At 41.5% G+C, this 25312-nt stretch carries 21 protein-coding genes; 8 read left to right on the top strand and 13 right to left on the bottom strand.

Annotated elements, in window-relative coordinates; translation table 11 throughout:
• Positions 1–72 precede the first annotated feature (72 nt).
• The gene (locus KPY62_RS03180) at positions 73–918 is read left to right on the top strand and encodes a histidine phosphatase family protein (protein WP_216580783.1); all 846 of its coding nucleotides are present in this window, start codon (positions 73–75) and stop codon (positions 916–918) included.
• A gap of 130 nt (positions 919–1048) precedes the next feature.
• Here KPY62_RS03180 and KPY62_RS03175 read toward each other — a convergent pair whose 3' ends face one another.
• Together KPY62_RS03175 and rpsT are read right to left on the bottom strand one after the other, a co-directional pair.
• Complete coding sequence (locus KPY62_RS03175) at positions 1049–2200, bottom strand: FAD-dependent monooxygenase (protein WP_324033772.1); 1152 nt, start codon at positions 2198–2200, stop codon at positions 1049–1051.
• A 172-nt stretch (positions 2201–2372) separates the two neighbouring features.
• The gene (rpsT, locus tag KPY62_RS03170; protein ID WP_010200097.1) at positions 2373–2639 is read right to left on the bottom strand and encodes a 30S ribosomal protein S20; all 267 of its coding nucleotides are present in this window, start codon (positions 2637–2639) and stop codon (positions 2373–2375) included.
• A gap of 509 nt (positions 2640–3148) precedes the next feature.
• Between rpsT and KPY62_RS03165 the strand changes: the two genes are divergently transcribed.
• The 5 genes from KPY62_RS03165 (at position 3149) to KPY62_RS03145 (ending at position 10940) form a co-directional block, all read left to right on the top strand.
• Entirely contained in the window at positions 3149–3850 is a 702-nt protein-coding gene (locus KPY62_RS03165) for an NAD-dependent epimerase/dehydratase family protein (protein WP_216580782.1), read from the top strand.
• 158 nt (positions 3851–4008) lie between these two features.
• Entirely contained in the window at positions 4009–4524 is a 516-nt protein-coding gene (rraA, locus tag KPY62_RS03160; protein WP_228730721.1) for a ribonuclease E activity regulator RraA, read from the top strand.
• A 237-nt stretch (positions 4525–4761) separates the two neighbouring features.
• Positions 4762–8505 carry a transcription-repair coupling factor gene (gene mfd, locus KPY62_RS03155; protein WP_216580780.1) on the top strand — a complete coding sequence of 1248 codons (3744 nt, stop codon included), beginning with the start codon at positions 4762–4764 and terminating at the stop codon, positions 8503–8505.
• Positions 8506–8828: 323 nt separating this feature from the next.
• A complete protein-coding gene (locus KPY62_RS03150) occupies positions 8829–9260 on the top strand; it encodes an HIT domain-containing protein (RefSeq protein WP_216580779.1) in 432 nt (143 codons plus the stop codon).
• Between the two features lie 261 nt (positions 9261–9521).
• A complete protein-coding gene (locus KPY62_RS03145; protein WP_216580778.1) occupies positions 9522–10940 on the top strand; it encodes an adenylate/guanylate cyclase domain-containing protein in 1419 nt (472 codons plus the stop codon).
• A gap of 199 nt (positions 10941–11139) precedes the next feature.
• On the opposite strand, the gene fdx is transcribed toward KPY62_RS03145, so the two are convergent.
• The 8 genes from fdx to KPY62_RS03105 form a co-directional block, all read right to left on the bottom strand.
• Positions 11140–11478, bottom strand: coding sequence for an ISC system 2Fe-2S type ferredoxin (gene fdx, locus KPY62_RS03140; RefSeq protein ID WP_216580777.1), 339 nt, complete (start codon positions 11476–11478; stop codon positions 11140–11142).
• A gap of 95 nt (positions 11479–11573) precedes the next feature.
• The gene (hscA, locus tag KPY62_RS03135; RefSeq protein ID WP_216580776.1) at positions 11574–13484 is read right to left on the bottom strand and encodes a Fe-S protein assembly chaperone HscA; all 1911 of its coding nucleotides are present in this window, start codon (positions 13482–13484) and stop codon (positions 11574–11576) included.
• Between the two features lie 175 nt (positions 13485–13659).
• Complete coding sequence (gene hscB, locus KPY62_RS03130) at positions 13660–14283, bottom strand: Fe-S protein assembly co-chaperone HscB (protein WP_216580775.1); 624 nt, start codon at positions 14281–14283, stop codon at positions 13660–13662.
• Between the two features lie 124 nt (positions 14284–14407).
• On the bottom strand, positions 14408–14728 hold the full coding sequence (iscA, locus tag KPY62_RS03125; protein WP_201622293.1) for an iron-sulfur cluster assembly protein IscA: 321 nt from the start codon (positions 14726–14728) through the stop codon (positions 14408–14410).
• A 227-nt stretch (positions 14729–14955) separates the two neighbouring features.
• Positions 14956–15372 carry a Fe-S cluster assembly scaffold IscU gene (gene iscU / locus KPY62_RS03120; protein WP_201622292.1) on the bottom strand — a complete coding sequence of 139 codons (417 nt, stop codon included), beginning with the start codon at positions 15370–15372 and terminating at the stop codon, positions 14956–14958.
• 124 nt (positions 15373–15496) lie between these two features.
• On the bottom strand, positions 15497–16723 hold the full coding sequence (locus tag KPY62_RS03115; protein WP_216580774.1) for an IscS subfamily cysteine desulfurase: 1227 nt from the start codon (positions 16721–16723) through the stop codon (positions 15497–15499).
• Positions 16720–17217 carry an Rrf2 family transcriptional regulator gene (locus KPY62_RS03110; RefSeq protein ID WP_216580773.1) on the bottom strand — a complete coding sequence of 166 codons (498 nt, stop codon included), beginning with the start codon at positions 17215–17217 and terminating at the stop codon, positions 16720–16722. The genes KPY62_RS03115 and KPY62_RS03110 overlap by 4 nt, the downstream gene beginning before the upstream one ends.
• Positions 17218–17777: 560 nt before the next feature.
• Complete coding sequence (locus KPY62_RS03105; protein ID WP_216580772.1) at positions 17778–18422, bottom strand: hypothetical protein; 645 nt, start codon at positions 18420–18422, stop codon at positions 17778–17780.
• Between the two features lie 855 nt (positions 18423–19277).
• On the opposite strand from KPY62_RS03105, the gene KPY62_RS03100 reads away from it, so the two are divergent.
• Together KPY62_RS03100 and KPY62_RS03095 are read left to right on the top strand one after the other, a co-directional pair.
• Positions 19278–19550, top strand: coding sequence for an HU family DNA-binding protein (locus KPY62_RS03100; protein ID WP_201622288.1), 273 nt, complete (start codon positions 19278–19280; stop codon positions 19548–19550).
• A gap of 269 nt (positions 19551–19819) precedes the next feature.
• The gene (locus KPY62_RS03095; protein WP_216580771.1) at positions 19820–21694 is read left to right on the top strand and encodes a SurA N-terminal domain-containing protein; all 1875 of its coding nucleotides are present in this window, start codon (positions 19820–19822) and stop codon (positions 21692–21694) included.
• A 147-nt stretch (positions 21695–21841) separates the two neighbouring features.
• Here the strand turns inward: KPY62_RS03095 and purH are convergent, their stop codons facing one another.
• The 3 genes from purH to KPY62_RS03080 form a co-directional block, all read right to left on the bottom strand.
• Positions 21842–23419, bottom strand: coding sequence for a bifunctional phosphoribosylaminoimidazolecarboxamide formyltransferase/IMP cyclohydrolase (gene purH / locus KPY62_RS03090; protein WP_216583090.1), 1578 nt, complete (start codon positions 23417–23419; stop codon positions 21842–21844).
• Between the two features lie 150 nt (positions 23420–23569).
• Complete coding sequence (locus KPY62_RS03085) at positions 23570–23851, bottom strand: helix-turn-helix domain-containing protein (RefSeq protein WP_324033934.1); 282 nt, start codon at positions 23849–23851, stop codon at positions 23570–23572.
• Between the two features lie 228 nt (positions 23852–24079).
• Positions 24080–25258 (bottom strand): DUF3426 domain-containing protein, encoded by a 1179-nt coding sequence (locus KPY62_RS03080; protein ID WP_216580769.1) that lies wholly within the window; start codon positions 25256–25258, stop codon positions 24080–24082.
• Positions 25259–25312 lie beyond the last annotated feature (54 nt).

Here is a 25312-nt window from a genome sequence, read left to right as displayed (position 1 = left end):
TATCTTTAGTTATATTGCTACCAAATTTGTATTTCGTTCACTCTAAACAATAAATCTGCTACGCTAGCTGTTATGAGCAAATACCCTGAATTATCTAGTGCTGAATTATCAGCTGAAACGCTGGCAAAGCCAGTGTTGAACCTATCAGCACCTGCGCATCTGCCAGATAGTATGGTGCCTTCAGTTAGCTTATTGCCTACTGATAAACGACTGATTCTATTCACTAGACACTCATTACGTGAGCGTTCTGATGGTAATGGCTTTACTAGCTATCAGCTGCCACTAACTGCTAAGGGTCGGGTGCTTGCTAAATCTTGGGGGCGTTGGCTAAACGGCAACCTACCTTACTCCCTTGATGTCGATAGTATTTCAAGTCCTATAGGACGCTGCATCGATACCGCGCAATTGATGCAAGAAGGTGCAGGCTTGCAACGTTCTATAGCGCATCAGTCACTATTGGTAGAGCCCGGTAGCTTAGTGACTGAACCTGAAACGGTCAGTGAGGTATTTAAAGAGATTGGGGTACTAAATTTCATTAATAGGTTCTTGCAAGGTAATCTTGAAGGCACCAAAAATTCCTATCAAGGTGGCATTGATATCTTGTCGTTGTTTTATCAGCATCAGCCAGAGCAAGGTCATTTAATGCTTGCAGTCAGTCATGACACTTTATTATCGGCATTCTTGGCTGTAATGTACGACATCAAAGAGGTGGATTGGAATGATTGGCCAAAGATGATGGAAGGAGTGTTTTTGTGGTTCGATGACAAACCTTTTATCGAAACTAGCGTTCATCTCGTCTGGCGTGGTAAAGTCCATAGCCGTAGCGTGAGTAGCTTATTGGAGGATTATTACTCTTCAGGCTATCGCCAGAGCCATCAGAGCGAATTATTGCTACCCCCAGAAGTTAAATGGAATTGAGTCCATTAACTGAGTTAGCCCTTTATGTATTAGTTAAATGTAAACCCCCCTTATCACTGTACCAGCAGCAAACCTGAATCAGCTGCTTATCTAGCCTGTCGTTCGACCTCTTCCATGAGTAAACTGAGAGTTATCCCCCCAAGCGACGACCATGCTTGCATAAGTGATTTCCTGCTGCAAGCTGATCGACCTGCCAAGCCTGCAAGGCTTTATTGATGTCATCAGCCCCGTTGTCTAGTGCCGCTACTAGTGCCAGCGCATTGGCTGCAGCTTTTGCAGTGCTAGCTGCAGTATGAGGACGAGGGATAAAAGCTGCATCTCCTATCAAAGCGATATTATCAAACGCCATCCGCGGTACAGTCAAATCCAAAATAGACTGTACAAAAGGTTCTTTGGTAGCTGCTATTAAGGTTTTAAATGGGTCAACGAGGACTAAGTTGGCATAATCTCGCATGGTGCGTTCAACCGCAGGAGCCATCATCGCTGGCGGAATTGAATGAGTATGCAGTTGGCCATTTTTATCAGTAAGGAGAGCTGGTAACTCGGTTAACTCATCGTAATTAACGTACCAGACCCAATTAAAGCGACGCTTACCAGCAACCAGAGATTCGTTTTCACCCGGAATAACGTACGCTAGAATATGCGAGTTTGGCAAATCATAAAATACGAAGCGCTCAGTAAATATTTTTGCTGCTGCCGGTTGCAAATTAGCCTCATCGACTAAGCCTCGATAGGCCACATAGCCAGCATACTGAGGTATAGTAGTAGGCAGAAGTTGCTGACGTACTGTGGAATTGGGTCCATCAGCACCTATTAACAGATCAGCAGTTTCATGAGTACCATCAGTAAAAACAGCAGTGACTTTACTACCTTCAGGAAGCACTTGTGCTAGTGTTTTACCTTGATGATAATGCTGATTGGGGAAATTTCTATGCATTGAGCGATAGAGAATGTTCCAAGAGCTAAGAGTTTGGCGCATAGCTACCTTTTCTATACCACCGTCTTTATACAGATAGTAACGTTCAGTGGCCACCACACCCAAATTCTCAGTATCTATTGCTAGCTGTTTAAAGGCAGCAATGACTTCTGCTTGTAACACCACACCACCGCCACGACTGTCTAACTGATGAGTAGAGCGCTCATAGATATCCACTTGCCAGCCGATAGTACGCAGTAGCATCCCCGAAAATAATCCTGCTAATGAGCCCCCTATTATAATCGCCCGTTTATTTATTGACGGTACTGTTGATAATTGTATTAATGGCTCGCTTGATAGTGGCACCTAATTTCTCCTCATTATTTACTAATATCATTACTGTATATTCTAAAGCATTTTAACTAAGGTCTTATAGTTTTCAAGCATCTGTTTATGACCATAATAACTTTTGCATAAGCATAAAAAAACCTTGTCACTAGGACAAGGTTTTTTTCGTACAGTCTAAATTAAAACAATCTTAAGCTTGTAGGCCTTTGATGGTTTTGTTTAGGCGGCTTTTACGACGAGCAGCTTTATTCTTATGAATAATACCTTTGTCAGCCATACGATCAAGAACCGGTACCGCTTTTTTGTAAGCTTCGGTAGCCGCGTCATAATCTTTAGCTGCGATTGCCGCATCAACACGCTTTAAGTAAGTACGAACCATAGAGCGTTGTGATGCAGAGTTCTGACGACGTTTAGTATTTTGACGGGCGCGTTTACGAGCTTGTGCAGTATTAGCCACGCGTATCTCCTTGATAAAGACAGATAAAAATATGAATGTGAATTGCAATAATTGGCTTAATCATCATTAGTAATGAACAGCCGTTTCATTATTAATGATATCGATGACAAATATAAATAAGCCATCGCAAACGCTGAGACTATTTGGAATAATTAAATAGCCTTAACGTGTAAAGGCGGTTATCTTAGCAAATTATTGCGCTTAGAACAATATATTTGATAGCCAATGCGTAAACAAGTGCAATACTTGGATAGTATTTGGCGTAATAGGGTCAGGATTAGCAAATATGGCCTTAATATATTAGGCTGATAAAATCTCTTACAATAAATCGCCAACAAACCACTCCGTTATTCGCCAACTTAGGTATGATATTAATATCTCCTCACCGAAATACCGTACTTTTAGTAGCCAATTGCATTAGTGGCTTTTATTAGTAACAATGGTTGTTATGGGCTTACCTTTTTAATAATTAGGTCGGTAGACCTCACGACTCTAAAAATGGACAAGATATGCAACGAAAAGCAATAGTAATTGGCGCGACAGGGTTGGTAGGACAACATCTTGTCAAGCAGCTTAGTGAGCTTTATGATACTTTAATCGTGATTGCACGGCGTCCACCGCGCTATATCAATGCCAGCATGCATTTTTATCAAGTTAATGATTTTGATAACTTAACGGAAGTGTTTACTAGTATTGGGGTAAATAAAAGCACTGACGCTTTTAGTTGCCTTGGCACTACCAAAAAACAGGCAGGTAGTGATGAAGCCTTCCGTAAAGTTGATCATAGTTATAATGTTAACTTTGCTAAACTTTGTCATAGCAGGGGTGTTGAAAACTTCTTTTTACTATCATCAATGAATGCTGATATCGACAGCCGCTTCTTATATAATCAAGTGAAAGCTGAGACAGAAAACTCAATAACTGAGTTAGATTTTAGCCAGCTGGTAATATTTCGTCCCTCATTACTACTTGGCAAACACAAAGGGCGTCCATTAGAGAGCATCAGTCAAAAAGCTTTCCAGCTGATTTCGCCGCTGTTATCTGAATCTTTACCGCTACATCCTATCTCTGCCAAGCGTGTTGCTAGTGCTATGGCGATGAGTGCTCACGATATATATGAGCGCAACAAGTATCGTCCTGAGCCTAGTACCAATAATGTCACTGTTATCGAAAATAAGCAGATGCTTGCGATGACGCGAGTAAAACATTAAGCTAAGTACTCAGTAGCAATAAATAGCACAGCAGGCTAAAAATAGCCTAGGTAGTATAGTGCTAATACTAGTAACCATAATAATCGCTATTAAGAGTGCTTTAAGATAAAGCTTAATAATAATTATCAATAAGGAGTGTATAGATGTCAGAAGCTACTATGAATAAAGAGAATTTTGTCACTTGTGATCTGTTAGATGCTAATCCTGAGTCGCAAGTTTGCCTGCCAAATATCGAAGGTAAGTCATTTTATAGTTTCGGTGGCAAAGATAGATTTTGTGGCGAGATTATCACAGTAAAATGTTTTGAGGATAATAGCCGTGTCAAAACTTTGCTTAATAGCGATGGCAAAGATAGCAAGGGCGAAGGTAAAGTGCTAGTAGTTGACGGTGGCGGCTCTATGCGTTGTGCGCTACTAGGCGATATGATTGCGCAGTCGGCGATAGATAATGACTGGGCGGGCATCATCATTTATGGCTGTGTACGTGATGTCGATGATATGGCTCAAATGGAACTTGGCGTTATGGCATTGGGTTGTATCCCACGCAAATCTAACCGCCGTGATGAAGGCCAAACCGATCTTGAAATTAGCTTTGGTGACTTAACCCTTAATTCTGGTATGTTTATATATGCAGATAACAATGGCATCATTGCTAGTGATAAAGCCTTGATCTAGCATATACTTTTATCTATTATTATATTTATTACCTGTAGCGCTCATAATAATGTAATGCTTATAAAGTATAGTAATGATAAAAGAAAACAGGTTACAAATCTCAGCTTAGCGGCTGGGATTTTTGCCTTAGTAAACTGATTGTAATCTTAATCACAAACCGTTACGGCATACATTTTGGTCAAACGGCAAAAAATTCGTATAATAACCCTCTGACTCTTAACTTAGATCCTACTATCTATGCCTATTACTGCTCTGACTGATGCTTTTGCCCCTATTAACCAGCAGCTATTCCCCATTGACAATGCGCAGCGACGCTGGCTAACGCCGGTGCATGGTGCTGTCAGTAGCTTATGGCTAGCAAGCTTGATTCAATCACCATTTTGGGATGTGGCAGAGCGCCTAAAAGTAGTAGTCACTCGCGATCAAAATCAGCTTAATCAAATTGAGACTGAGTTGGCGTTTTGTGGCGTCGACGCTTATGTGTTTCCTGATTGGGAAACTTTAACATACGATGAGCTGTCACCGCATCAAGATATTGTCAGCGAACGTATTAACCTACTGACTGATATGCCAACTTCAGGGGTGTTGTTGATATCCATTCAAGCTTTGATGCATCGTGTTGCACCCCCAAGCTGGTTAATAGGTCAACATTTTGATCTTAGTGTGGGCGATCAATTCGATATTAATACCCAGCGTGAGTTATTAGCAAAAGCGGGTTACCGAGCTGTCGAAAATGTATTTGAGCCAGGAGAGTTTGCTGTACGTGGCAGTATCATTGATATCTTTGCGATGGGTCAACCCTTTCCACTGCGCTTAGATTTGTTCGATGACGAGATTGAGACTATTCGCTTTTTTCATCCGCAAACCCAGCGTACGCTTACTGAAGATGATCTCAAAGCGATGTTATCTGGCAATGATAGCAGTATGGGTAAAGAGTCGATATCGCTATTACACAAGCTACCTGATATCTCTAAGCCTATTCAACAGTTCCAGATTCTACCAGCAAAAGAGTTCCCATTAGAAGAAGGTAAAGAAACCTTTCGGATGAACTTTGCGGCGATGTTCCCTAATACCAGTAGTCGCAAATTTGAGCTGCATAAAGATGTGATGGCTGGTATCTCTAGTAGTGGCCTTGAATATTACCAGCCGTTATTTTTTGATTTAAAAGACTGGACTCAGGAGAGTAGCCTCTTCGCTTATCTGCCTAGTAATGCCTTGTTAATCACTGATGAGCTAATTAGCGAGCATCAAGTCGAGTACTGGTCACAGATTCAACGGCGTTACGAAGAGCGTCGCCATGATATTGACAAGCCTATCGTTGCCCCTGAATTGTTATATCTGTTATCTAATACCCTAAACGAGCATCTGAACCGTTATCCACGAGTTATTCTAAGCGCGCGTAACGAGCTAGTCAAGATGACGGATGTGGCATCCATTGATGATGAGAGCTCAGAATCAAAGCTGCCATCATCATCAGCTTTAACTGCAAATAAACAGCAAGGTTTAGTCACTTTAAATGTGCAGCCACCACCGCAGCTAGCAGTCAATCATCAGAAGTCTGAACCGCTAGCTGAGCTATTAGCGTTTTTAGGGTTACAAGCACAAACCGCGACCCCAGTATTGATTGTTGCCGAAACTGCGGGTCGTCGGGAGATTTTGATTGAGCTGTTTAAGGGCAAAATAGATATAACTGCCTACGCTAGCTTTAAAGAATTTTTAGCGGTAGATAAAATAGCGGCTGCTAAGGGTACTGCGACTAGCAAACTGACTAATACTGATAAGCCATACGTTGGTTTAACGGTTGCTCCTATTGAGCGCGGTGTTTATGTCCCCGAGCGCTTAGTGATTATTAGTGAGACCCAGCTGTTTGGCCGGCAAGTGTTGCAAACTCGCCGCCGTCGGCAGAGTGGGGTGTCAGAAGAGTTCTTGGTCAAGAGTGTTACTGAAATGACCCAAGGTAGCCCTATTGTACATATTGAACATGGTATTGGTCGCTATAACGGTTTGATTACCTTAGATGTCGGTGATGGTGACCAAGAATTCATTCACTTAAAATACGCTGATGAAGCCAGTATCTATGTGCCAGTTGCTAATTTGCAGATGATTAGTCGCTATAGTGGCGGTGATCCAGCGCTTGCCCCTTTACATAAGATTGGCAGTGGTAAGTGGGACAAGGCCAAGCAAAAAGCCCTCGAGCAGATACATGACGTCGCTGCTGAGCTGCTTAATATGCAGGCTAGACGTGAAGCCAAAGTTGGTATTCATTTCAAAATTGATATCTCGCAGTATGAGCTATTTGCTAGTCAGTTTGCTTTTGAAGAGACTCCGGATCAGGCCAATGCTATTCATGCAGTGATGGAGGATATGAAGCAAAATCAGCCAATGGATCGCCTAATATGTGGTGACGTGGGTTTTGGTAAAACGGAAGTGGCTATGCGTGCGGCCTTTATCGCGGTTAGTGCTGGTTACCAAGTAGCGGTGTTAGTGCCAACTACTTTGCTGGCAGGACAGCACGAAGATAACTTCCGTGATCGTTTCGCTGATTGGCCGGTACGTATCGAAACCTTATCTCGATTTGGGGGTAAAAAGCATCAACAGACGGTGTTGGCTGACTTAGCGGCGGGTAAAGTTGATATTGTCATCGGTACTCATAAGTTGCTACAGCCTGATGTTAAGTTTTCCAACTTAGGTTTAATGATTGTCGATGAAGAGCATCGTTTTGGTGTACGGCACAAAGAGCGTATCAAAGCTATTCAGACTGATGTCGATAGCATGTCAATGACTGCTACTCCTATTCCACGTACTCTGAATATGGCGCTATCAGGCATGCGAGATATGTCTATTATCGCCACTCCGCCAGCACGTCGTCTGGCTATCAAGACTTTTGTGATGCAAAAAACTGAAGCATTAATGAAAGAGGCGATATTACGTGAGCTACTACGTGGCGGACAAGTTTATTTGTTGCATAATGATGTGGCTAGTATTGAGCGTATGGCAGAAACTATCCGTGAGCTAGTACCAGAGGCTAGAGTAGGGGTTGCACATGGGCAGATGCAAGAACGTCAGCTGGAGCAGGTTATGGAGCAGTATTATCATAAGAACTTTAATGTGCTAATCTGCTCTACTATCATTGAAACCGGTATCGATGTTCCTAATGCTAATACTATCATTATCGAGCGTGCTGACAAATTTGGCTTAGCGCAACTGCATCAGTTGCGTGGCCGAGTGGGACGTAGCCATCACCAAGCTTATTGCTACTTGCTTGTGCCGTCACTTAAGGGGCTAAAAGGCGATGCTAAGCGGCGCTTGCATGCCATTGAGCGTGCTAATACTTTAGGGGCAGGGTTTATGCTAGCCAGCGAAGATTTAGAGATTCGCGGAGCAGGCGAGATACTCGGTAAGCAGCAAAGTGGTAATATGCAGGCGATAGGGTTTAGTCTGTATATGGATATGTTAGAGCGTGCTACTAAAGCGATCAAGGCTGGTCGTGAGCCTGATCTAAATACCCCGTTATCACTGACTAGTGAGATTAACTTACATAGCTCGGCGCTGATACCTGAAGAGTATCTGCATGATGTGCATCAACGTTTGCTGTTCTATAAGCGTATTAGTAATGCTGATGATCGAGAAGCTTTAATCGATATTCGTACTGAAATGATTGATCGATTTGGCACTTTACCCGATCAAACTAAGCAGCTGTTTGCAGTACATGGACTGCGTATCCAAGCTGAGCCGTTGATGATTAATAAGATCGATGCTAATAGTAATAGTATGACCTTAGAGTTCGCTCCTGATACGCCAGTTGACGCTTTAGCCATCATAAAGTTGATTCAGACTGACGGTCAGCGTTATCGTATGAATGGCGCATCAGGTATTCGTTATAGAGACTCTGCTAAACTTGCAACCGCGCAACAGCGGGTAACGGCAGTACAAGAGTTGTTACGCTATTTTGATAATCATAAAGTAGTAGAGCCTATATAGAGGTTTTACTATAGCTTAGGCATTCAGACTATAAACTTAACTAGGGTAGCCCTTATTAACGCTAAGGGTTATTTGTAAAGTTGTCTATCTTATTATAGGATAAGGCTTGTTGTTTGATTGGGCCGTTATTGCGACTGTGAATAATGGCCTTAGTTGTACTAGCCTATTGGATAATTTCTAAAAATCTTTAACCTTAGTACAGTTAAGGGAGATATGACAATGACGCTATTTTATCTGTTAGATAACTGATAAAATGACATCAGTAGCCTTTTTGTGGGTTTTATTTCCTTTATTAATACTTTATAACAAGAGAAACCGTCATTATGTTCCAATTACATCCTAAGCTTGCTGCCGATAGTTTTTTGGTGGGCGATTTCCCGTTATCAACTTGTCGTTTGATTAATGATTGTCAGTTTCCTTGGTTGATATTGGTACCACGAGTATCAGGCATTAAGGAGCTTTATGAGTTGTCTGAGAGTGATCAGACGCAGTTTTTACGTGAGTCAAGCTGGTTATCGAGCCAGTTAGCTAAGACTTTTCAGGCGGATAAAATGAATGTCGCGGCTCTTGGTAATCAAGTGTCACAATTACACTTTCATCATATTGTACGTTACCAAAATGACAGTCAATGGCCAAATCCAGTATGGGGTATAACTGCGATACCCTATAGTCAAGAAGTTATGGCACAAATGCAGCAAACTTTGATGATGGCGCTACGTGGACATCATCAAATGCCTTTTGATTGGCAAATGTGATAGGCAAATGCTGTACTATAAGCGCTAGATAACTAGGTAATAGAGCCGTTTTTACGCCGCTCGTTTGATATATTAAACGCCGTTATCGATAATTTAGGATTTTTTAGCTAAATTATTTGATATAAGGCGTTTTTTTGTGACAAACGGTAGATTATCTATATGATTATATCTTTATAATCTATAGGCTAATAAAGCCTTATCAAAAGACATGTCTTTCAACTCCTTTTCCTTATTTTCTTTTGGTAATAACGAGTCAATAGTATGGTCGTTTTAGAGCCACTGAAACCTGATTCCTCGTCCAAATCCCATACTGTGGGTAGCTTTGATTATCCAGAAGTCCTAGTATTGCTGCTTACTGTGACTCTAATAGTGCTACATTCCAAGTTTACTCCCGAATCGATGGCATTATTCGTGGCTGTCAGCATTCCTAGTTTGATGATTTTGATTTACAACTATCGCCGTCAAACTAGCTTCTGGACTTCTAATATAGTGGTGATTTTATTATCTACTGTTATTGGGTCTATGCAGTTTTGTGTAGTGTTATCGCTTAGTTTAAGCTTATTGATCGGCGCACGCATTTTGACTAGTGAGCCTGATAGTCGACTAAGACTACTTATCATCTCTATGGTCAGTATATGGATATTTTACTATGTCAGTATTACCTTAAATGATAATAAACTCGATTGTAATGCAGGGTGGCTGCCATCTTCAGTATTGCTGGCTAGTATTGCGGTGATCTTACAGCAGTTCTGGCATATGCATCATCAGTATCTTAGTTATAATACCACTGCCAAGCAAGCCACAGGGCAAGCCAAAACGATGTTATCGATTATTAACAAGTTAACGCTTTTTATACCTTTGCAAGTATGGCAACCGATTGTAAAAGAAAATCAACCAGTCACTATAGACAATAAACGTGCCAAGCTATCCATTATGTTTTCGGATATCGCTGGCTTTACTGAGTTGTCTGATAGTCTGAGTGCGGATAACTTAGCAGAAATCCTAAATACTTATATGCAGTGCATGACGGCAATTGCTGATAAGCATGAAGCGGTTCTCGATAAGTTTATCGGTGATGGGATGGTTTGCTTCTTTGGTGAGCCTAGTAGCCGTGGTACCCGTCAAGATGCTCTAGACTGTGTAGCTATGGCTATTGATATGCGCCGAGAGATGCGTAGCTTAAGACAGAAGTGGCGGTTAATGGGCTTTGAAGGGTTATATGTACGTATAGGAATCACTACTGGTTACTGTCATGTGGGCAATTTTGGCAGTGATAATCGTCTCAGTTATACGGTTATTGGTAGAGAAGCCAACTTAGCAGCTCGCTTGGAAGTAATGGCCGGCAAAGGAGAGATTCTGATCAGTAGACGTACTCATGATTATGTTTGTCACGATTACGAGTGTAAGTATGTGGGTGCTTTTCAGCTAAAAGGTTTTAATAATGAAATAGAAACTTGGCAAGTACTAGACCCTAGCGCCAATGAAGTTCAATTATCGAAGTGGGTCGATCATACCTTACCTGGCTTCAATTTACATCTAAACTTTAAAGACATGCAAGATGAGGATTATCAGGAAATCAGAAGTAGGCTTACTTTTGCCCTTGAACGCATTGACAAAGAGAGTAGTGCGACAACTACTGAGCCAGCAGAGCAACAAGTAGTACCTGATACTAATAACTAGTACCTAAGACTGATAAATAGCCGCTAGGATGAAAAGCAGGACTATAATTGAGGTGGCTAATAAGCAAAAGAAGCTATTTAAGACAATTAAAAAAAGCCTACTATCATAACTATAGTAGGCTTTTTTATTACTGATTTTGCATAAATAGACGGTTAATTTAACCCGCTTTTATAATCGCAATCAACAGAAATTGATGCAATTAGTGGTTTTCTTTAGCATGGTTCAAAGTATATTTAGGAATCTCGATAGTTAAGTCGTCATCCTCTATCATTACTTGACAAGATAAGCGTGAATCTGCCTCTAGGCCCCAAGCACGATCTAACAAGTCAGCCTCAATATCATCCATTTCATCTAAACTATCAAAACCTTTACGCACGACTACATGACAAGTGGTACAAGCTTTTGACATCTCGCAGGCATGTTCAACTCTGATGCCTTTTTCCAATAATGCTTTGCATAAGTTATTGCCAGACTCTAGTTCAACTTCAATCCCTTCTGGGCAAATTTCAAAATGTGGTAATATAGTAATCTTTGGCATGGGTTAATTATCCGCTGCTAATGAGTTCAAAAAAAGTGAGATATAAAAATAATGACATAACATCAAGTAGCGATAATCCGCTACCCATTTAGGGTTTACCAATCTTGAGCTTTAGTACCAGCCATACTGGTTTTGACGCTTTGGTTCATAATACGAGCAGCGAAGTTATCACTATGTGGCTTAAGTTTAGCTCGTTGAGCGTCAATCAACGCTAAGTCACCAGTACTTAAAGCCGTCTGCATCTGCTGCATCTGCGTGGCTAAAGTCTGCTGCTCTTCTGCCTCTAATAAAGGGGCAAAGTCAGTGAGTGCTGATTGTAAAGCCAATAGTTCACGCTCAGTTTCTACTTTAGTCTCTATCAATGAGCGCGCGTTTTTATCTTCTTCGGCATATTTAAAGCCAGCAATCAACAACTGTTCTTTTTGCTCATCTGATAAACCATAAGCAGGAGTAATCTCAATTTTACTTTCAGTCTTGCTCGTAGTTTCTTGCGCACTAACAGTCAGCTGACCATTAGCATCAATACTAAAAGTAACTTCAATACGCGCAAAACCAGCTTTCATCGGTGGGATACCATAAAGCTCAAATCGTCCAAGCGAACGGCAGTTATCTACTGTCTCACGCTCGCCTTGCACTACATGGATGACCATACCCGTCTGTCCATCTTGATAAGTAGTAAATACTTGGCGCTTCTTAACTGGGATAGGGGTATTACGCGCGATAAGCACTTCAACTAGACCGCCCATAGTCTCAAGACCAAGCGATAGAGGCGTAACATCGAGTAGCAGTAGATTGTTATTACTGTCACCATTAACTAGCTGATGCGCGGTTTGGGCCGCACCCAAAGCGACGACTTCATCAGGATTTAAACGACACAAAGGCTCTCTAGCAAAAAACTCAGTGACTATTTGTTGCACCGCTGGCATACGAGTAGAGCCACCGACTAATATCACTTCGTCTAATGCCTCGATATTAAGTTTGGCGTCACGCAGCACTTGCTCACATACTGCTAAGGTACGGCGATTGACTGGCTCAGCGATAGTCAATAAATCTGCACGACTCAAAACCCCTTGAAAGGCTTGATTGTTGATGGTGATATTGATATCTACTTGCTGATGGTCGGTCAATGCTTGCTTATAATGCTTAGCCTGTTGCGCTAATAGCGATTTGTCATGCAAGCTGACATCATTAGGCGCGATATCAAGCTGTTTAATCAACCAGTTAGTCAACAGACGGTCGATATCGTCACCGCCAAGCGCACTGTTGCCACCAGTGGCTAGGACTTCAAATACTCCGTCAGTTAGCTTGAGGATAGACACATCAAAAGTACCACCACCTAGATCATAAATAAGATAATACTGCTCGCTATTATTTTCTGCACTGCTATCAGTTGTACCATCGGTACGCTGAGCTATTTTGTCGAGCCCATAAGCAACTGCAGCTGCGGTAGGTTCGTTGAGTAAACGCAGCACTTTGATACCAGCAGCCTGCGCCGCATCTTTAGTAGCTTGGCGCTGTGCCTCATCAAAATAGGCTGGAACAGTAATCACCGCCCCCTCGATACTGTCATCAGGTAGAGCGGTGAGCGCACGCTGCTTAAGTGCCGCTAGTATCCGCGCTGAGACCTCGACTGGAGATACCTCACCTTGGGCGGTGACAAAGGCTGGCATGTCTTCTTTATCACCGCTTAACCGATAAGGATGAGAGAATTTAATGTCTGCTTGGCTACGACCCATAAAGCGTTTAGCTGAAATGATAGTGTTCTGTGGATCATCAGATAAGTGATTTAGCGCTTCATCGCCGACTAGGGGGTTACCAGCCGCTGGATAGTAAACTACAGAAGGTAATAGAGTGTCTTTAGGGTTAGTGGCCTCTAGTACTTGCGCTTTACCTGAGCGAACCACAGCTACTAATGAGCGCGTCGTTCCTAAATCTATACCGATACCAAAACGATGCTGATGTGGCTGTGCACTTTGATTAGGTTCAGCGATTTGCAATAAAGACATAAGACAACTCAAAAATAGAATGAATAAAATATAAGGGCAAAATACTTGCCAAAAATAATAACTAACTATAGCAACAGCATATTGCAATGAGACTGCTATAACGTTTTGCAGATTATACGGTATTGGTAACCGCTATTTAACCTCAAGCACAACTTTAAGTAGCTTTGGAAGCTAATTAAACGTACAAGTCATCATCTGTTTGATGGCTATCAGCCAAATTATCAAGTGCTATAGTGATATCAGCGTCTAGTTTCACTAAGAACTTTAGCTTTTGCGTAGCATCGATAGCCGTTTGCCAGTCCTGACTAGTATAAGCTTGATTAAAATACATAGCTTGAGTGCTTAGACGGTCCGCTATCTGTGGATGTAACTGTTGTAAGGTTGACTTACTCTTACTATCAATGGCTTCATCCAAATCAATACGCAGATCCATAGCATCTTCTAAAAAATCTAAGTCAGCGATTGAATTCTCTAGGGTTTGTGCTTGCCCAGCCATATCCAATAGGTAACCGGCTCGGCTATCTGCTCTACTTAAAGTTTGATAGGCTTGATTAATAATTGCAGAAGCTTGCTCGGCTTGTTGTAGAGACTTGGCAACATTAGCTTCAGTGCTATTCTTTGCAACATTGTCAGGATGATAGTGCTTTTGCAGTTGACGTAAACGCTGATCAAGCTCTTTTTGTGCCAGCTCAAACTGTACCGGCTGCTCAAATAATGCAAAAAAATTATCGAACTGAGCATCAGTAAGGTTAGTTTCAGTGACAGAAGTATCCAACTGAGAGGTAGTAACTGAAGTCATGTTAGCGGCCTTATGTAAATGAGCTTGGCAATAAACTGAACGGTGATTAGCCTTGAGAAATAGTTAAACAGGGCTGGATTTTCACGGTAGCTTGACGTATGTGCGCTGTACAGGCGAACGGACTCTATACTGTAAAGGACTCGCCACAGCCACATTCACCTTTTTGATTAGGGTTAGTGAACTTAAAACCTTCATTGAGACCTTCTTTTTCATAATCCATCAGCAGACCATCTAAATACACTAAGCTTTTTGGATCAATAAAAATACTAACGTCACGGCTCTCATAACGAGTGTCATTGTCGTCAGGGGTATCTACGAACTCTAAGACATAAGCCAAACCTGAGCAACCAGCAGTACGAATACCGACTCTGATACCTTCACCTTTGCCGCGATTGTCCAAAAAATCTCGAACATGCTGAGCGGCGCGTTCTGTCATTTCAATCATGCCAACTCCTATTAATTATTGATAATAATATTGTGCTATCAAGACTAAAATTCAAGTAACCAATCAAGGTAACGGCTAGTACTAATAGCTTATTTTTTAGAAACTTTTACTGTTGAAAATGAGCATAAAATAAAAGGTGACAATTACATAAACGTTATTGTCACCTCTATAGCTCAAGCAGCTTTTTATAACTTATACTGTAATGAAGTGACAATTACTTTGAGCTATTAGCTAGTTGCAGCTTCTTTCGCTTCAGTGCTAGCAGCGCTGTGCTTACCTTTATAGTCGCTAATAGCGGCTTTGATAGCATCTTCTGCTAGTACAGAGCAATGTACTTTCACTGGTGGTAACGCAAGCTCTTTGGCGATATCATTGTTCTTGATTTCACCTGCTTGATCCAAACTTTTACCTTTAAGCCACTCAGTTACTAGTGAGCTTGAAGCGATAGCTGAACCACAACCGTAAGTCTTAAAACGTGCATCTTCAATGATACCGTTGTCATCAACTTGGATTTGTAAGCGCATTACATCGCCACAAGCGGGAGCACCAACCATACCGGTACCAACGTTTTTAGCATTTTTATCAAGGTTGCCAACATTGCGTGGATTTTCGTAATGATCAATAACTTGGTCACTATAGGCCATGAGTATTCTCCTGGTTAGATGATGAGCAACAGTGCTAAGCAGCTGGTCGCTCATCTAAATTGGGGTCAAAAATTTACTCGTAATTAACGATATTGTCTGATAGATAATGGTTTACAGTCAGCTATTAATGTTCAGCCCATTCGACTGAGTCTAAATCAACACCCTCTTGATACATATCCCAAAGTGGTGATAGGGCACGTAATTTATCTACAGCAGAGTGCATCTGACTGATAACGGTATCGATGTCTTCCTCGGTAGTATAACGACCGAAACTGAAGCGAATAGAGCTGTGCGCTAACTCGTCTGGGCGGCCAATAGCACGTAGTACATAAGATGGCTCTAAGGTAGCTGAAGTACAAGCCGAACCTGACGATACTGCCAAGTCTTTGAGTGACATCATTAATGACTCACCCTCTACGAAGTTAAAGCTAATGTTTACGATGTTAGGCACACTGTGCTCAAGGTCACCGTTTAGGTAAATCTCTTCAATATCTTGTAAACCGTCCCAAAGCTTTTGACGTAGTTTTGCTGCATGAGCATTATCTTCTTTATAGCGTTCATTAGCTAAGCTAAAGGCCGCGCCAAGTCCGACGATTTGGTGGGTAGGTAGAGTACCTGAACGCATACCACGTTCATGACCACCACCATGTTGCTCAGCTTTTAGACGAATACGAGGTTTACGACTTACAAACAAGGCACCAATACCTTTAGGACCATAAGCTTTATGACCTGAGAAACTCATCAAATCGACTTTAGTGGTTTGTACATCGATAAGCACTTTACCAACCGCTTGAGCGGCATCAACGTGGAATACTACGTTGGCGGCACGGGTGAGTTCACCAATGGCGGCGATATCAGTGAGAGTACCTAGTTCATTGTTAACTATCATCAACGACACTAAGATAGTATCTTCACGCAAAGCCGCTTTAACTTGTTCTGGTAAGATCAAGCCTGTGCTCTTTTGTGGCTCAAGATAAGTAATCTCGAAACCTTCTTGCTCGAGCTCACGGCAAGTATCTAGTACTGCTTTATGTTCGATTTTGCTGGTAATGATATGTTTACCACGTGATTGATAAAAATGCGCAGCACCTTTAATAGCTAAGTTATCTGACTCTGTAGCACCAGAAGTAAAGACGATCTCACGAGGATCAGCATTGATTACTTCAGCGACTTGCTGGCGAGCAGTTTCTACTGCTTCTTCGGCCTGCCAGCCATAGCCGTGTGAACGTGATGCTGGGTTACCAAAGATGCCATCTACTGTTAGATACTCGCTCATCTTAGCGGCTACCGTTCTGGCAACTGGCGTTGTGGCGGCATAATCTAAATAAATAAGTTGGTTATGTTGGCTCATGCTGGGTTTGCCTCGCTGGTCGATAAAGTAATAGTATTAATGTCTTTTAAAACAGAGATCTGTTGACGTTCTGAAATAGATTGTACGTTTTCCATATCTAGTAATTGTGCTAAGGTAATGTTTTTTAAGTAATGTTCAATGTGATTGGATAATGCACACCAAAGATCATGAGTTAAGCACATAGTACCGCCCTGACAATCTCCACGGCCTTCACATTGCATCGCATTAACTGACTCATCAACTGCAGAAATAATAGTCATGACATCGATTTCGTTAAGCGGCTTAGCTAAATAATAGCCACCAGATGCCCCGCGGATACTAGTCACTAGTCCTTGTTTACGCAATTTAGAAAATAGCTGCTCAAGATAGGAGATGGAAATGGATTGACGCTTGGCAATGTCAGATAGGGAAACTGCGCCGTCTTGTTGACTGGTCTGTAATGCTAAATCTAACAAGGCGGTAACCGCATATCTACCTCGGGTAGTCAAGCGCATAATATATCCCCAACTGAGTCATAGTAAGTTAAATTCAATAACGAGCTTATTTGTGTGTTAGGTTTTATTGAATAGACCTATGCTTGTTATGATAGAAATACAGCTTATCGTGAGCACTTAATACAGAAGCTAAATCACATATTATCGCTATTAAACAACAAACTATTGAACCTGAATATAAAGTATGTTGCGTGTAGTATGTGCTGCGATACGGCTATTATACTTAATCCCGACTAATTTAGTCAAGATTAAAATGGTAGCTAATGATTAACGTGGCAGATCACTGCTATTGACAAAAGTAATCATGGGATTAATACTATGTTCTGCTAAAAATACTATTAAATTTAGATAATAAACCAGCTAGAAAATAGTCTCTGTCAGTGCTGTGGTCGAATGTTCAACATGCCCTGATAGTAAATAAGTCTATAGAAAGTAGTTTTTAGGGGTTTGCTGGCCATTTAGACCAGTTAGCTCAATTGAATCGCTTATCGAGTAGATAGATAAATAGGGGAGCTATTGGAGTATCCTTTAAATGGTTAACTAAAATACCGTAAGCAGTACTAATTGATAAGCAAAGTAATCAGGGCCGCAACGGCGATGATGGTAGCAACCACTGCAGCGATAGTTACTGTCTTTTGTTTACTTTGTTGCTCTTTCACGGTGGTTTCAAGCTCGCGATTCTTTATGGTAAGAGTATTAATTTGAGTTTGTTGCTCAGCGATGCGTAGTTTATAGTTATTATTTTTCTCTTCTTTCTCCGCAGTGCTTGACTTATTCTTGCTGTCTGAGCCTTTAAATCTTTTTAATAAACTTTGAATCAGGCCACCCATCCCTACTTTGGCAATGAATCCTCTCACTAGTTGTACTTTTTCGGATTCACCACGCATTTGTAGCTTATCCGTAGCAGCGCTGTCATGCGTCGCTAGCGCTTTTAAAAGCTCGATACTATAAGCATTGATGATAACGTCTGGTTCGCTACGTTCGGCAGGTAAGTTAGCATCTAGTAATACCCCTTTATAACTAAAAGTCGCAAAAACTTGAACGTGAGGTAAGTACAAGCGTAAACAAACCACAGTGCCTTGTTTGGCAAGGGGATAAGCGGCTTTGCGCAGATCAGAGTCTAAACGTAATAGCAGCGTCAGTGCAGACTCAATGAAGACTAATATGATACTAAGAAGAGAGTGAGACAACGTAGAACGCTTCATATGAATAATCCGTTAAATTTAGCAGGTTAAAAAAGTAGCAATACAAAAGTTAAAGGTAGATAAGGCAGCCGTACCAGAATAGCATCATAAACAATAACTGCCCGAATCAAAATATATATAGGCAGACGCAACAGTTGATAATGCTGCTACAAACAGTATTCTAGAATAGTGCTAAATACCCAAATATCTAACTGAGTAAAATAGATTTTATAAAATAAAATCTATAAAATTAAGGATGTAAAACAGTCTTTGGCTGACTAAAAATGACCTATAAGCAGGTTGAAATAAAGCCCGTACTGCCTAACAGTGCTCATCATAACGGTTTCACAATAAAAAGTAATGTATCTCTCTGTCAGTTTGTGTATTGTTGCTTTTGCTAGCAACGGCTTGTTATAAATTTCTTTACATCTTGGGATGAAAAAATATCTATTTAGCATAACTAATTGGCTATAGTGAGGGCTATGATTAAATGTTTAGCATAGCTCACCAAAAAATAAATGCATAGAAGGTAGTGATAACTGACCACTACCACTGGTTATAGTCAGTATGAGTATTGCTACTACTGGCCTTATTCATAGTGAATAACCTATTAATTGATAACTTATTGATTTGCTAGGACAGATAGTAGCGGTTTACAGGAGTTTTGCGTAACCTTAAGTGTTAAATAGGTAGTAGCGCCCATTAAAAAATGTAAAATCGCTTGCACTGCCTTGCCTGCCTTGCTATAAAGACGTTAATACTTCGTTACCGACAGATAGGCGTTGCGCATATTGTTTATATTGCTTATATTTCATGAGAGCGATACAATAATTGGCGGTAGCGTTTATTACAGCCCTTAAACTTGAAGGAAAATTTATGAATAAGTCAGAATTAATCGATAGCATTGCAGAAAAAAGTGGTCTAAATAAAACTCAAGCTGGCGATGCTTTGAATGCGGTTATGGAAAGTGTTGGCCAAGCCTTAGAAGCTGGTGATAGCATTTCATTAGTAGGTTTTGGTACTTTCAGCGTGAAAGATCGTAAAGCACGCACTGGCCGTAATCCTAAAACTGGTGAAGAATTGGCTATCCCAGCTAGTAAAGTACCAAGCTTTAAAGCTGGCAAAAACCTAAAAGAGCGCTTGAACTAAGTCGCCACTATTGATAATCCTAATAATTTGTATAAAAAAGCACCTTAATCGAGGTGCTTTTTTTATTAATAAATTTTAGCTAACAATAGATGAATATTTTGAGTATCGACTAAAATTCACGTATCATAGTCGGCGCATTAGTATCGCTGGCATAGATTTTGTTACTGCTTTATAGCATACTGACGTTTCTCACTATGCCGTTGCCCGCCAAGAGTGCATTTATTGTTGCAATGGTCCTCATCACTATAGGTTAAGAAGCAGAAATAATTATGGATAAATTGCGCGATTTTCTGAAAAGTTGGCCTGGTCGCATTTTATTGATCCTATGCCTATCGCCCCTCGCGCTTTTGGGGATTGAGAGCTACTTTGGCGGCTCAACTGATCCCAACCAAATCGCCCAAGTGGGTGATGCAAGTATAGGGCTATCAGAGTATCAAAGCGCTGTGAACAGCCGACGTTCTGAGATTTTGGAGCAATTAAATGATTCCAGCTTACTCAATGAAGATGTACTGCATCAGCAAGTCCTAAAAGGTCTAGTTGATCGCACTTTGCTAGAACAGCAAGCCGGTAAGCTTGGCATGACTGTATCCGATGACACTATCAATCGTCTGCTGCGTCAAGAGCAGATATTCTTAGATGCCAATGGCGAGTTCTCTAATGATCAGTTTTCCAACTTCTTGCGTCAGCGCGGCATGAATAAAGAGCAACTATTTACAGAGTTCCGCAATCAGTTAAGTTTGGATCAGCTCAATGCTAGCATCGTCGGTACCGCTATCTATCCTATGCAGTCAGTCAGTCAGCTGATTGGTTTGCAATTAGAGTCACGAAATTTGTGGGTACATCGCTTCAATTGGCAAGACTATCAACAGCAAGTAAAGCTGAGCAAAGCAGATATACAAAGCTATTATGACCGTAATAAAGAGGCGCTAAAAAGTGCCGCCGTGGTAGATTTGGCTTATATTCAATTAGATCCAGCTACTATCCCTGTTGATACGGTGACTGAAGAAGAAATCAAGCAGCAGTATGAAGCTTATAAGCAAGGTTTAGAAGTCGTTGATGAACGTGAGATAAGTCAGATTTTAGTTACAGGCGAAAATGCTAAAGATCGTGCCGCCAAGATTAAGTCGCGTTTGGATAAAGGCGAAGCTTTTGCTACAGTCGCTAAAAAGGACTCTGATGATCCCTCAGGCGCTGACGGAGGAGCGATTGGTCGCTTTAATCCCACAGTATTCGGTAAGGATGCACAAGCAGTAACTAAAGCTTTAGAAGGCCTAAGCGTTGGTGATATTAGTGCTCCGATCAAAACCAGCTTTGGTTATCAGATATTTACAGTGACTAAAGATAGTGGCAGTAAAGTACCTACTATGCAGAGTCTACGACCTCAGCTAATTACTAAAGCCGAAGACTATAAGCGTCAGAGTGTTTATGCTGATAAAGTAATGGCGATTAATGATTCGGCTGCTGATGGCTTAAGCATCGAAGATATCGCTCAACAAGAGGCGGTTGCTCTAAAGCGTATTAAAGATTATCGTAAAGATAATAATACCTCAGTATTGTCGCAACCAGCGGTAGTTAAACAAGCTTTTGATGAGTTTACTATTCAGGATCAAGCGGTTACTACTAGTATCGATATAGGCACGGGAACAGTATGGGTACAATCAACTAACTATCGTCCTACTAAGACTCTGAGCTTGGCTGCTGCTACTCCACGCATTACTCAAACATTGCGTAAGCAAAAAGCTAGCGCTTTGGCGTTCGAAGATGCTAAAAAAACAGCAGCTGGTATCAAATCTACAGCTGATATCAATAAGCAAGCTGTAGACTTTCAGTTCTTAGGTGAAGTGAATCGTCAAACCACATTATTGAGTGAAAAAGAACGTGGTTTAGCTTTCAGTAAGCAAGCACCTGCTAACGGAGTAGTAACCTTAGCTAGTATCACCGAAACAGGGGCTACTTTGATCGTGGGTGATAAGATCAAGACTGAACAACAAACCCAGTTATCAGCGCTTGAAAAAGCACAAACTGCACGCATCATTCGTGATAATTTAGGTCAAGATCAGCTACAAGATTATCTAGAGTATTTACGCTTAGTGTATAAGGTTGAGGTTAATGAAAGCAACCTGTCTGGTGCCCAAGGTCGCTAATAAGTAGTATTACTAACCGCTAAGTCAGCCGCTACCTTAGCTGATAGCCTATAAAAAAGCCACTGCGTTAACGCAGTGGCTTTTTTGGCTTTAAGGCTTAAGCGGTAGCTAGCTAAGCGCTTTTGCTACTAACTTATTGATGCCAGCTTAATGACGAAAGTGACGCATGCCAGTAAACACCATAGCGATACCGTGCTCGTTAGCAGCAGCAATAGTCTCGTCATCACGCATAGAACCACCTGGTTGAATAATCGCAGAAATACCTACTGCTGCCGCGTTATCAATACCATCGCGGAATGGGAAGAAAGCATCTGAGGCCATGACTGCGCCAGCAGTAGCAAGTCCAGCATGCTCAGCTTTGATAGCAGCAATACGAGCTGAGTTAACGCGACTCATCTGTCCTGCGCCCACGCCTATAGTACGCTGGTTTTTGCCGTAAACAATAGCATTAGACTTCACATATTTGGCCACCGTCCAAGAGAATAGTAAGTCGGCAATTTGCGACTCAGTAGGCTGGACATCAGTGACAATTTTAAGCTCATTGGCAGTGATAATAGCTAAGTCTTGCTGTTGTACTAGTAGGCCACCATTCACCCGTTTGTAATCTAGTTGCGCGTGACGCTCAGCTGGGGTAGGTAGCGCACCTGAGACTAGTACGCGGACGTTTTTCTTACTAGCAGTCACTTGCAATACACCGTCTTCAATACTAGGCGCAATGATAACTTCTACAAACTGACTGTCGATAATAGCTTTGGCGGTAGCCACTGTCAATTGAGTATTAAACGCAATAATACCGCCAAATGATGACTCAGGATCAGTACTAAAAGCAGTATGATAAGCCACTACTTGATCGTTATTAATAGCTACACCACAAGGGTTAGCGTGTTTGACGATGACACAAGCTGGGGTGCTAAACGCTTTGACACATTCAAGAGCAGCATCCGTATCGGCAATGTTGTTATACGACAGCGCCTTGCCTTGTAACTGCTTAGCAGTGGCGATTGAAGCTTGACTAGCTGCTAATTGACTCTCAACATAAAAAGCGGCTTGTTGATGAGGGTTTTCGCCGTAGCGTAGGTCTTGTACTTTATTAAGCTGCACATTAAAAGTGCGCGCAAAGGCTTCTGGTTGCTGAGTTTCATTAACACGAGAGCCTAAGAAGTTGGCGATCATGCCATCGTATTGAGCGGTATGTTCAAAGGCTTTTACTGCCAAATCATAGCGCAATTCAGCGCTCAATTTGGTATCGTCACCTAGGGCAGTAAGCACACGCTGATAGTCAGCAGGATCAGTAACAATACCCACATCAGCATGGTTCTTAGCTGCTGCACGTACCATAGTTGGGCCACCAATATCGATGTTTTCGATAGCTTCATCCATAGTCACATTAGCGCGAGCAATAGTCTCGGCAAAAGGGTATAAATTAACGACTACTAGATCAATGCGATCGATCGCATGTGCGCTCATGATCTCATCATCTATGCCACGACGACCCAAAATACCACCGTGAATTTTAGGGTGTAGGGTCTTAACACGCCCATCCATCATTTCAGGGAAGCCAGTATAATCCGACACTTCAGTAACGGCGATATCGTGTTCTTTAAGTAAGCGATAAGTGCCACCAGTCGATAATAAGCCAAAGCCTGATTTGATTAGACCTTGAGCAAATTCAACAATACCGGATTTGTTAGAGACCGAGAGTAGTGCAAGTGCTGTTGTACCCATGAGATAAATTTCCATAAAAAAAGCCTGACACGGTTGTCTGGCAAAGGAGAACGAGGGAAAACGAGTAAGCATCATAAAACATTTAAGCAGTTTATACAAAAGTGGATGACCGTTTATAAATAATCTGTAAGTAATTTATAAACAGTCTCTCTATGACATCAAGTTATAAGTCTTTAGTTTTTTGCGCAGCGTGCCACGGTTGAGGCCTAAAATTTGCGCGCATTTGGACTGATTACCACGACTTTGCTCGAGGACTACGGTTAGTAGCGGTAATTCTACTTGTCTCAAAATAAGCTCGTATAAGTCAGTCGGGAGCTCATCGCCTAGAGCATTAAGGTATTGACGCACAGCACGTTCTACATGGATATGTAGCGGTACTACGCTCTCTATAGCGCTAGTTACCTCTGGGGATTTATTGCTATCCTCATAGATTATAGCGGCCACAGTTTGACTAGGGCAGTTGTGATCAGTAGTAGCATCAGCACTATGAGCAAGATGGTCAGAGTTGTGTGCATGGGATGCCATAAAGTAATATCCTTGAGATGAGCAGCAGGTAAGACTGATAATAAACTATAGGGTTATAAGATGACAGAGTCAGTAACAAGCAAAAGGTCTTATTATTGATAGTCCGTAAGCAGCAAGCAATCAGCGACCTAATAACTAATAAATAGCCTCGATAGTAACTTGCTGAATTTTCTGTACCGCTACTGGGATAGTGAACATTAATGATTTACTCTTATTACCCGCAAGTTGGCTTTGGTTACTGAGTAAATAATCCTCTGGCATAGCGATAAAAGCGCCAAGCAAGCCAGCTTTATCATACACAGTCACTTTCAAACTAGGCAGTAGCTGTTTGTATATGCTTTTATTGACTAGATTTGCTTTTATATCACTAAAATTAATGGCTGTATTTACTTGACTACGGCTATGAGACTGCTTAGTTATACTAAACATGGCTAAGTTAGCACTAGGCAAGCTACAAATGGCCACTGAGCAAAGGGCTTGTAGTTTTGCAGCGTAAGCTGGGTTTTTAATCAAAGTGTTTAAGTTAAAAATAATGTATTGTGCAAATAGTAATAGTACTAGTACCAGACAACCTACTAACCATAGTAGTGAGGCTACAGGTGTGTGTGGATTCGCCTTTATAGGTTGACTACGAGCTTGCGCAGTACTTCTAGACTGTTGAACTATGGATTGAGAATAGGCTATAGCGTTTCTACTAGTTGACAAAGGGGTAACTGCACTGGGCTCAGCGACTTTATCAGTAGCCTGATAAGGGTTAACATTGTCTGTATCCTCACTCAACGCCTCATCTAACAGGGCTTGCCACACATTAGTCTCACCATCATCAATATCATCAATATCATCAATATCAACAATTACTGAGTGTTCACAAGCTATAGAGTCAATTGACTTTATCGGTTCAGAATGAAATTTAGAGCTATTAATACTATCTAGCTCAGCAGTAACAACATCAGTATTATCCTTTATATCCCTGACCGTATCAATATCAGGGTCACTGTGGTTAGCACTGACCCCATTATATTTAGAGACTTTATTGTATTTAGAGACTTTAGAAACACGATTATTAAAATGATAGCTGCCAGACTCTGCTGTACGATCAAGCTGGTTTTGGCTAGCCGGATGAGTAATAATTATCGAGTTATCTTCTGCTACAGCGTACGGTTTGTCAACAGACGCCACTAAGTGATCATTAACTAAAAAAAACTGCTGACATTTACTACAGCGACCCCTAGATGCCGCTTGGTCTAACTGTGCTGCTGGCAAGTCATAACAGCTAAGACAATGCGGGCAGCGAGTTTGAGTCGAAGGGGTCATATCATTGAATCCTAAAAGATAATGCAATGGTGTGGTTTACCGAATGCTGCTCCT

The sequence above is a fragment of the Psychrobacter sp. TAE2020 genome, assembly GCF_018919485.1.
In the GTDB taxonomy this organism is placed as follows: Bacteria; Pseudomonadota; Gammaproteobacteria; order Pseudomonadales; family Moraxellaceae; genus Psychrobacter.
Note: the sequence above shows the minus strand (reverse complement) of the source record. Positions and strands in the feature narration are given on the sequence as shown.

Coding starts and splice junctions, on each gene's coding strand:
- KPY62_RS03180 (WP_216580783.1), top strand. CDS start 73: ATGAGCAAATACCCTGAATTATCTAGTGCTGAATTATCAGCTGAAACG.
- KPY62_RS03165 (WP_216580782.1), top strand. CDS start 3,149: ATGCAACGAAAAGCAATAGTAATTGGCGCGACAGGGTTGGTAGGACAA.
- rraA (WP_228730721.1), top strand. CDS start 4,009: ATGAATAAAGAGAATTTTGTCACTTGTGATCTGTTAGATGCTAATCCT.
- mfd (WP_216580780.1), top strand. CDS start 4,762: ATGCCTATTACTGCTCTGACTGATGCTTTTGCCCCTATTAACCAGCAG.
- KPY62_RS03150 (WP_216580779.1), top strand. CDS start 8,829: ATGTTCCAATTACATCCTAAGCTTGCTGCCGATAGTTTTTTGGTGGGC.
- KPY62_RS03145 (WP_216580778.1), top strand. CDS start 9,522: ATGGTCGTTTTAGAGCCACTGAAACCTGATTCCTCGTCCAAATCCCAT.
- fdx (WP_216580777.1), bottom strand. CDS start 11,478: ATGCCAAAGATTACTATATTACCACATTTTGAAATTTGCCCAGAAGGG.
- hscA (WP_216580776.1), bottom strand. CDS start 13,484: ATGTCTTTATTGCAAATCGCTGAACCTAATCAAAGTGCACAGCCACAT.
- hscB (WP_216580775.1), bottom strand. CDS start 14,283: ATGACTTCAGTTACTACCTCTCAGTTGGATACTTCTGTCACTGAAACT.
- iscA (WP_201622293.1), bottom strand. CDS start 14,728: ATGATTGAAATGACAGAACGCGCCGCTCAGCATGTTCGAGATTTTTTG.
- iscU (WP_201622292.1), bottom strand. CDS start 15,372: ATGGCCTATAGTGACCAAGTTATTGATCATTACGAAAATCCACGCAAT.
- KPY62_RS03115 (WP_216580774.1), bottom strand. CDS start 16,723: ATGAGCCAACATAACCAACTTATTTATTTAGATTATGCCGCCACAACG.
- KPY62_RS03110 (WP_216580773.1), bottom strand. CDS start 17,217: ATGCGCTTGACTACCCGAGGTAGATATGCGGTTACCGCCTTGTTAGAT.
- KPY62_RS03105 (WP_216580772.1), bottom strand. CDS start 18,422: ATGAAGCGTTCTACGTTGTCTCACTCTCTTCTTAGTATCATATTAGTC.
- KPY62_RS03100 (WP_201622288.1), top strand. CDS start 19,278: ATGAATAAGTCAGAATTAATCGATAGCATTGCAGAAAAAAGTGGTCTA.
- KPY62_RS03095 (WP_216580771.1), top strand. CDS start 19,820: ATGGATAAATTGCGCGATTTTCTGAAAAGTTGGCCTGGTCGCATTTTA.
- purH (WP_216583090.1), bottom strand. CDS start 23,419: ATGGGTACAACAGCACTTGCACTACTCTCGGTCTCTAACAAATCCGGT.
- KPY62_RS03080 (WP_216580769.1), bottom strand. CDS start 25,258: ATGACCCCTTCGACTCAAACTCGCTGCCCGCATTGTCTTAGCTGTTAT.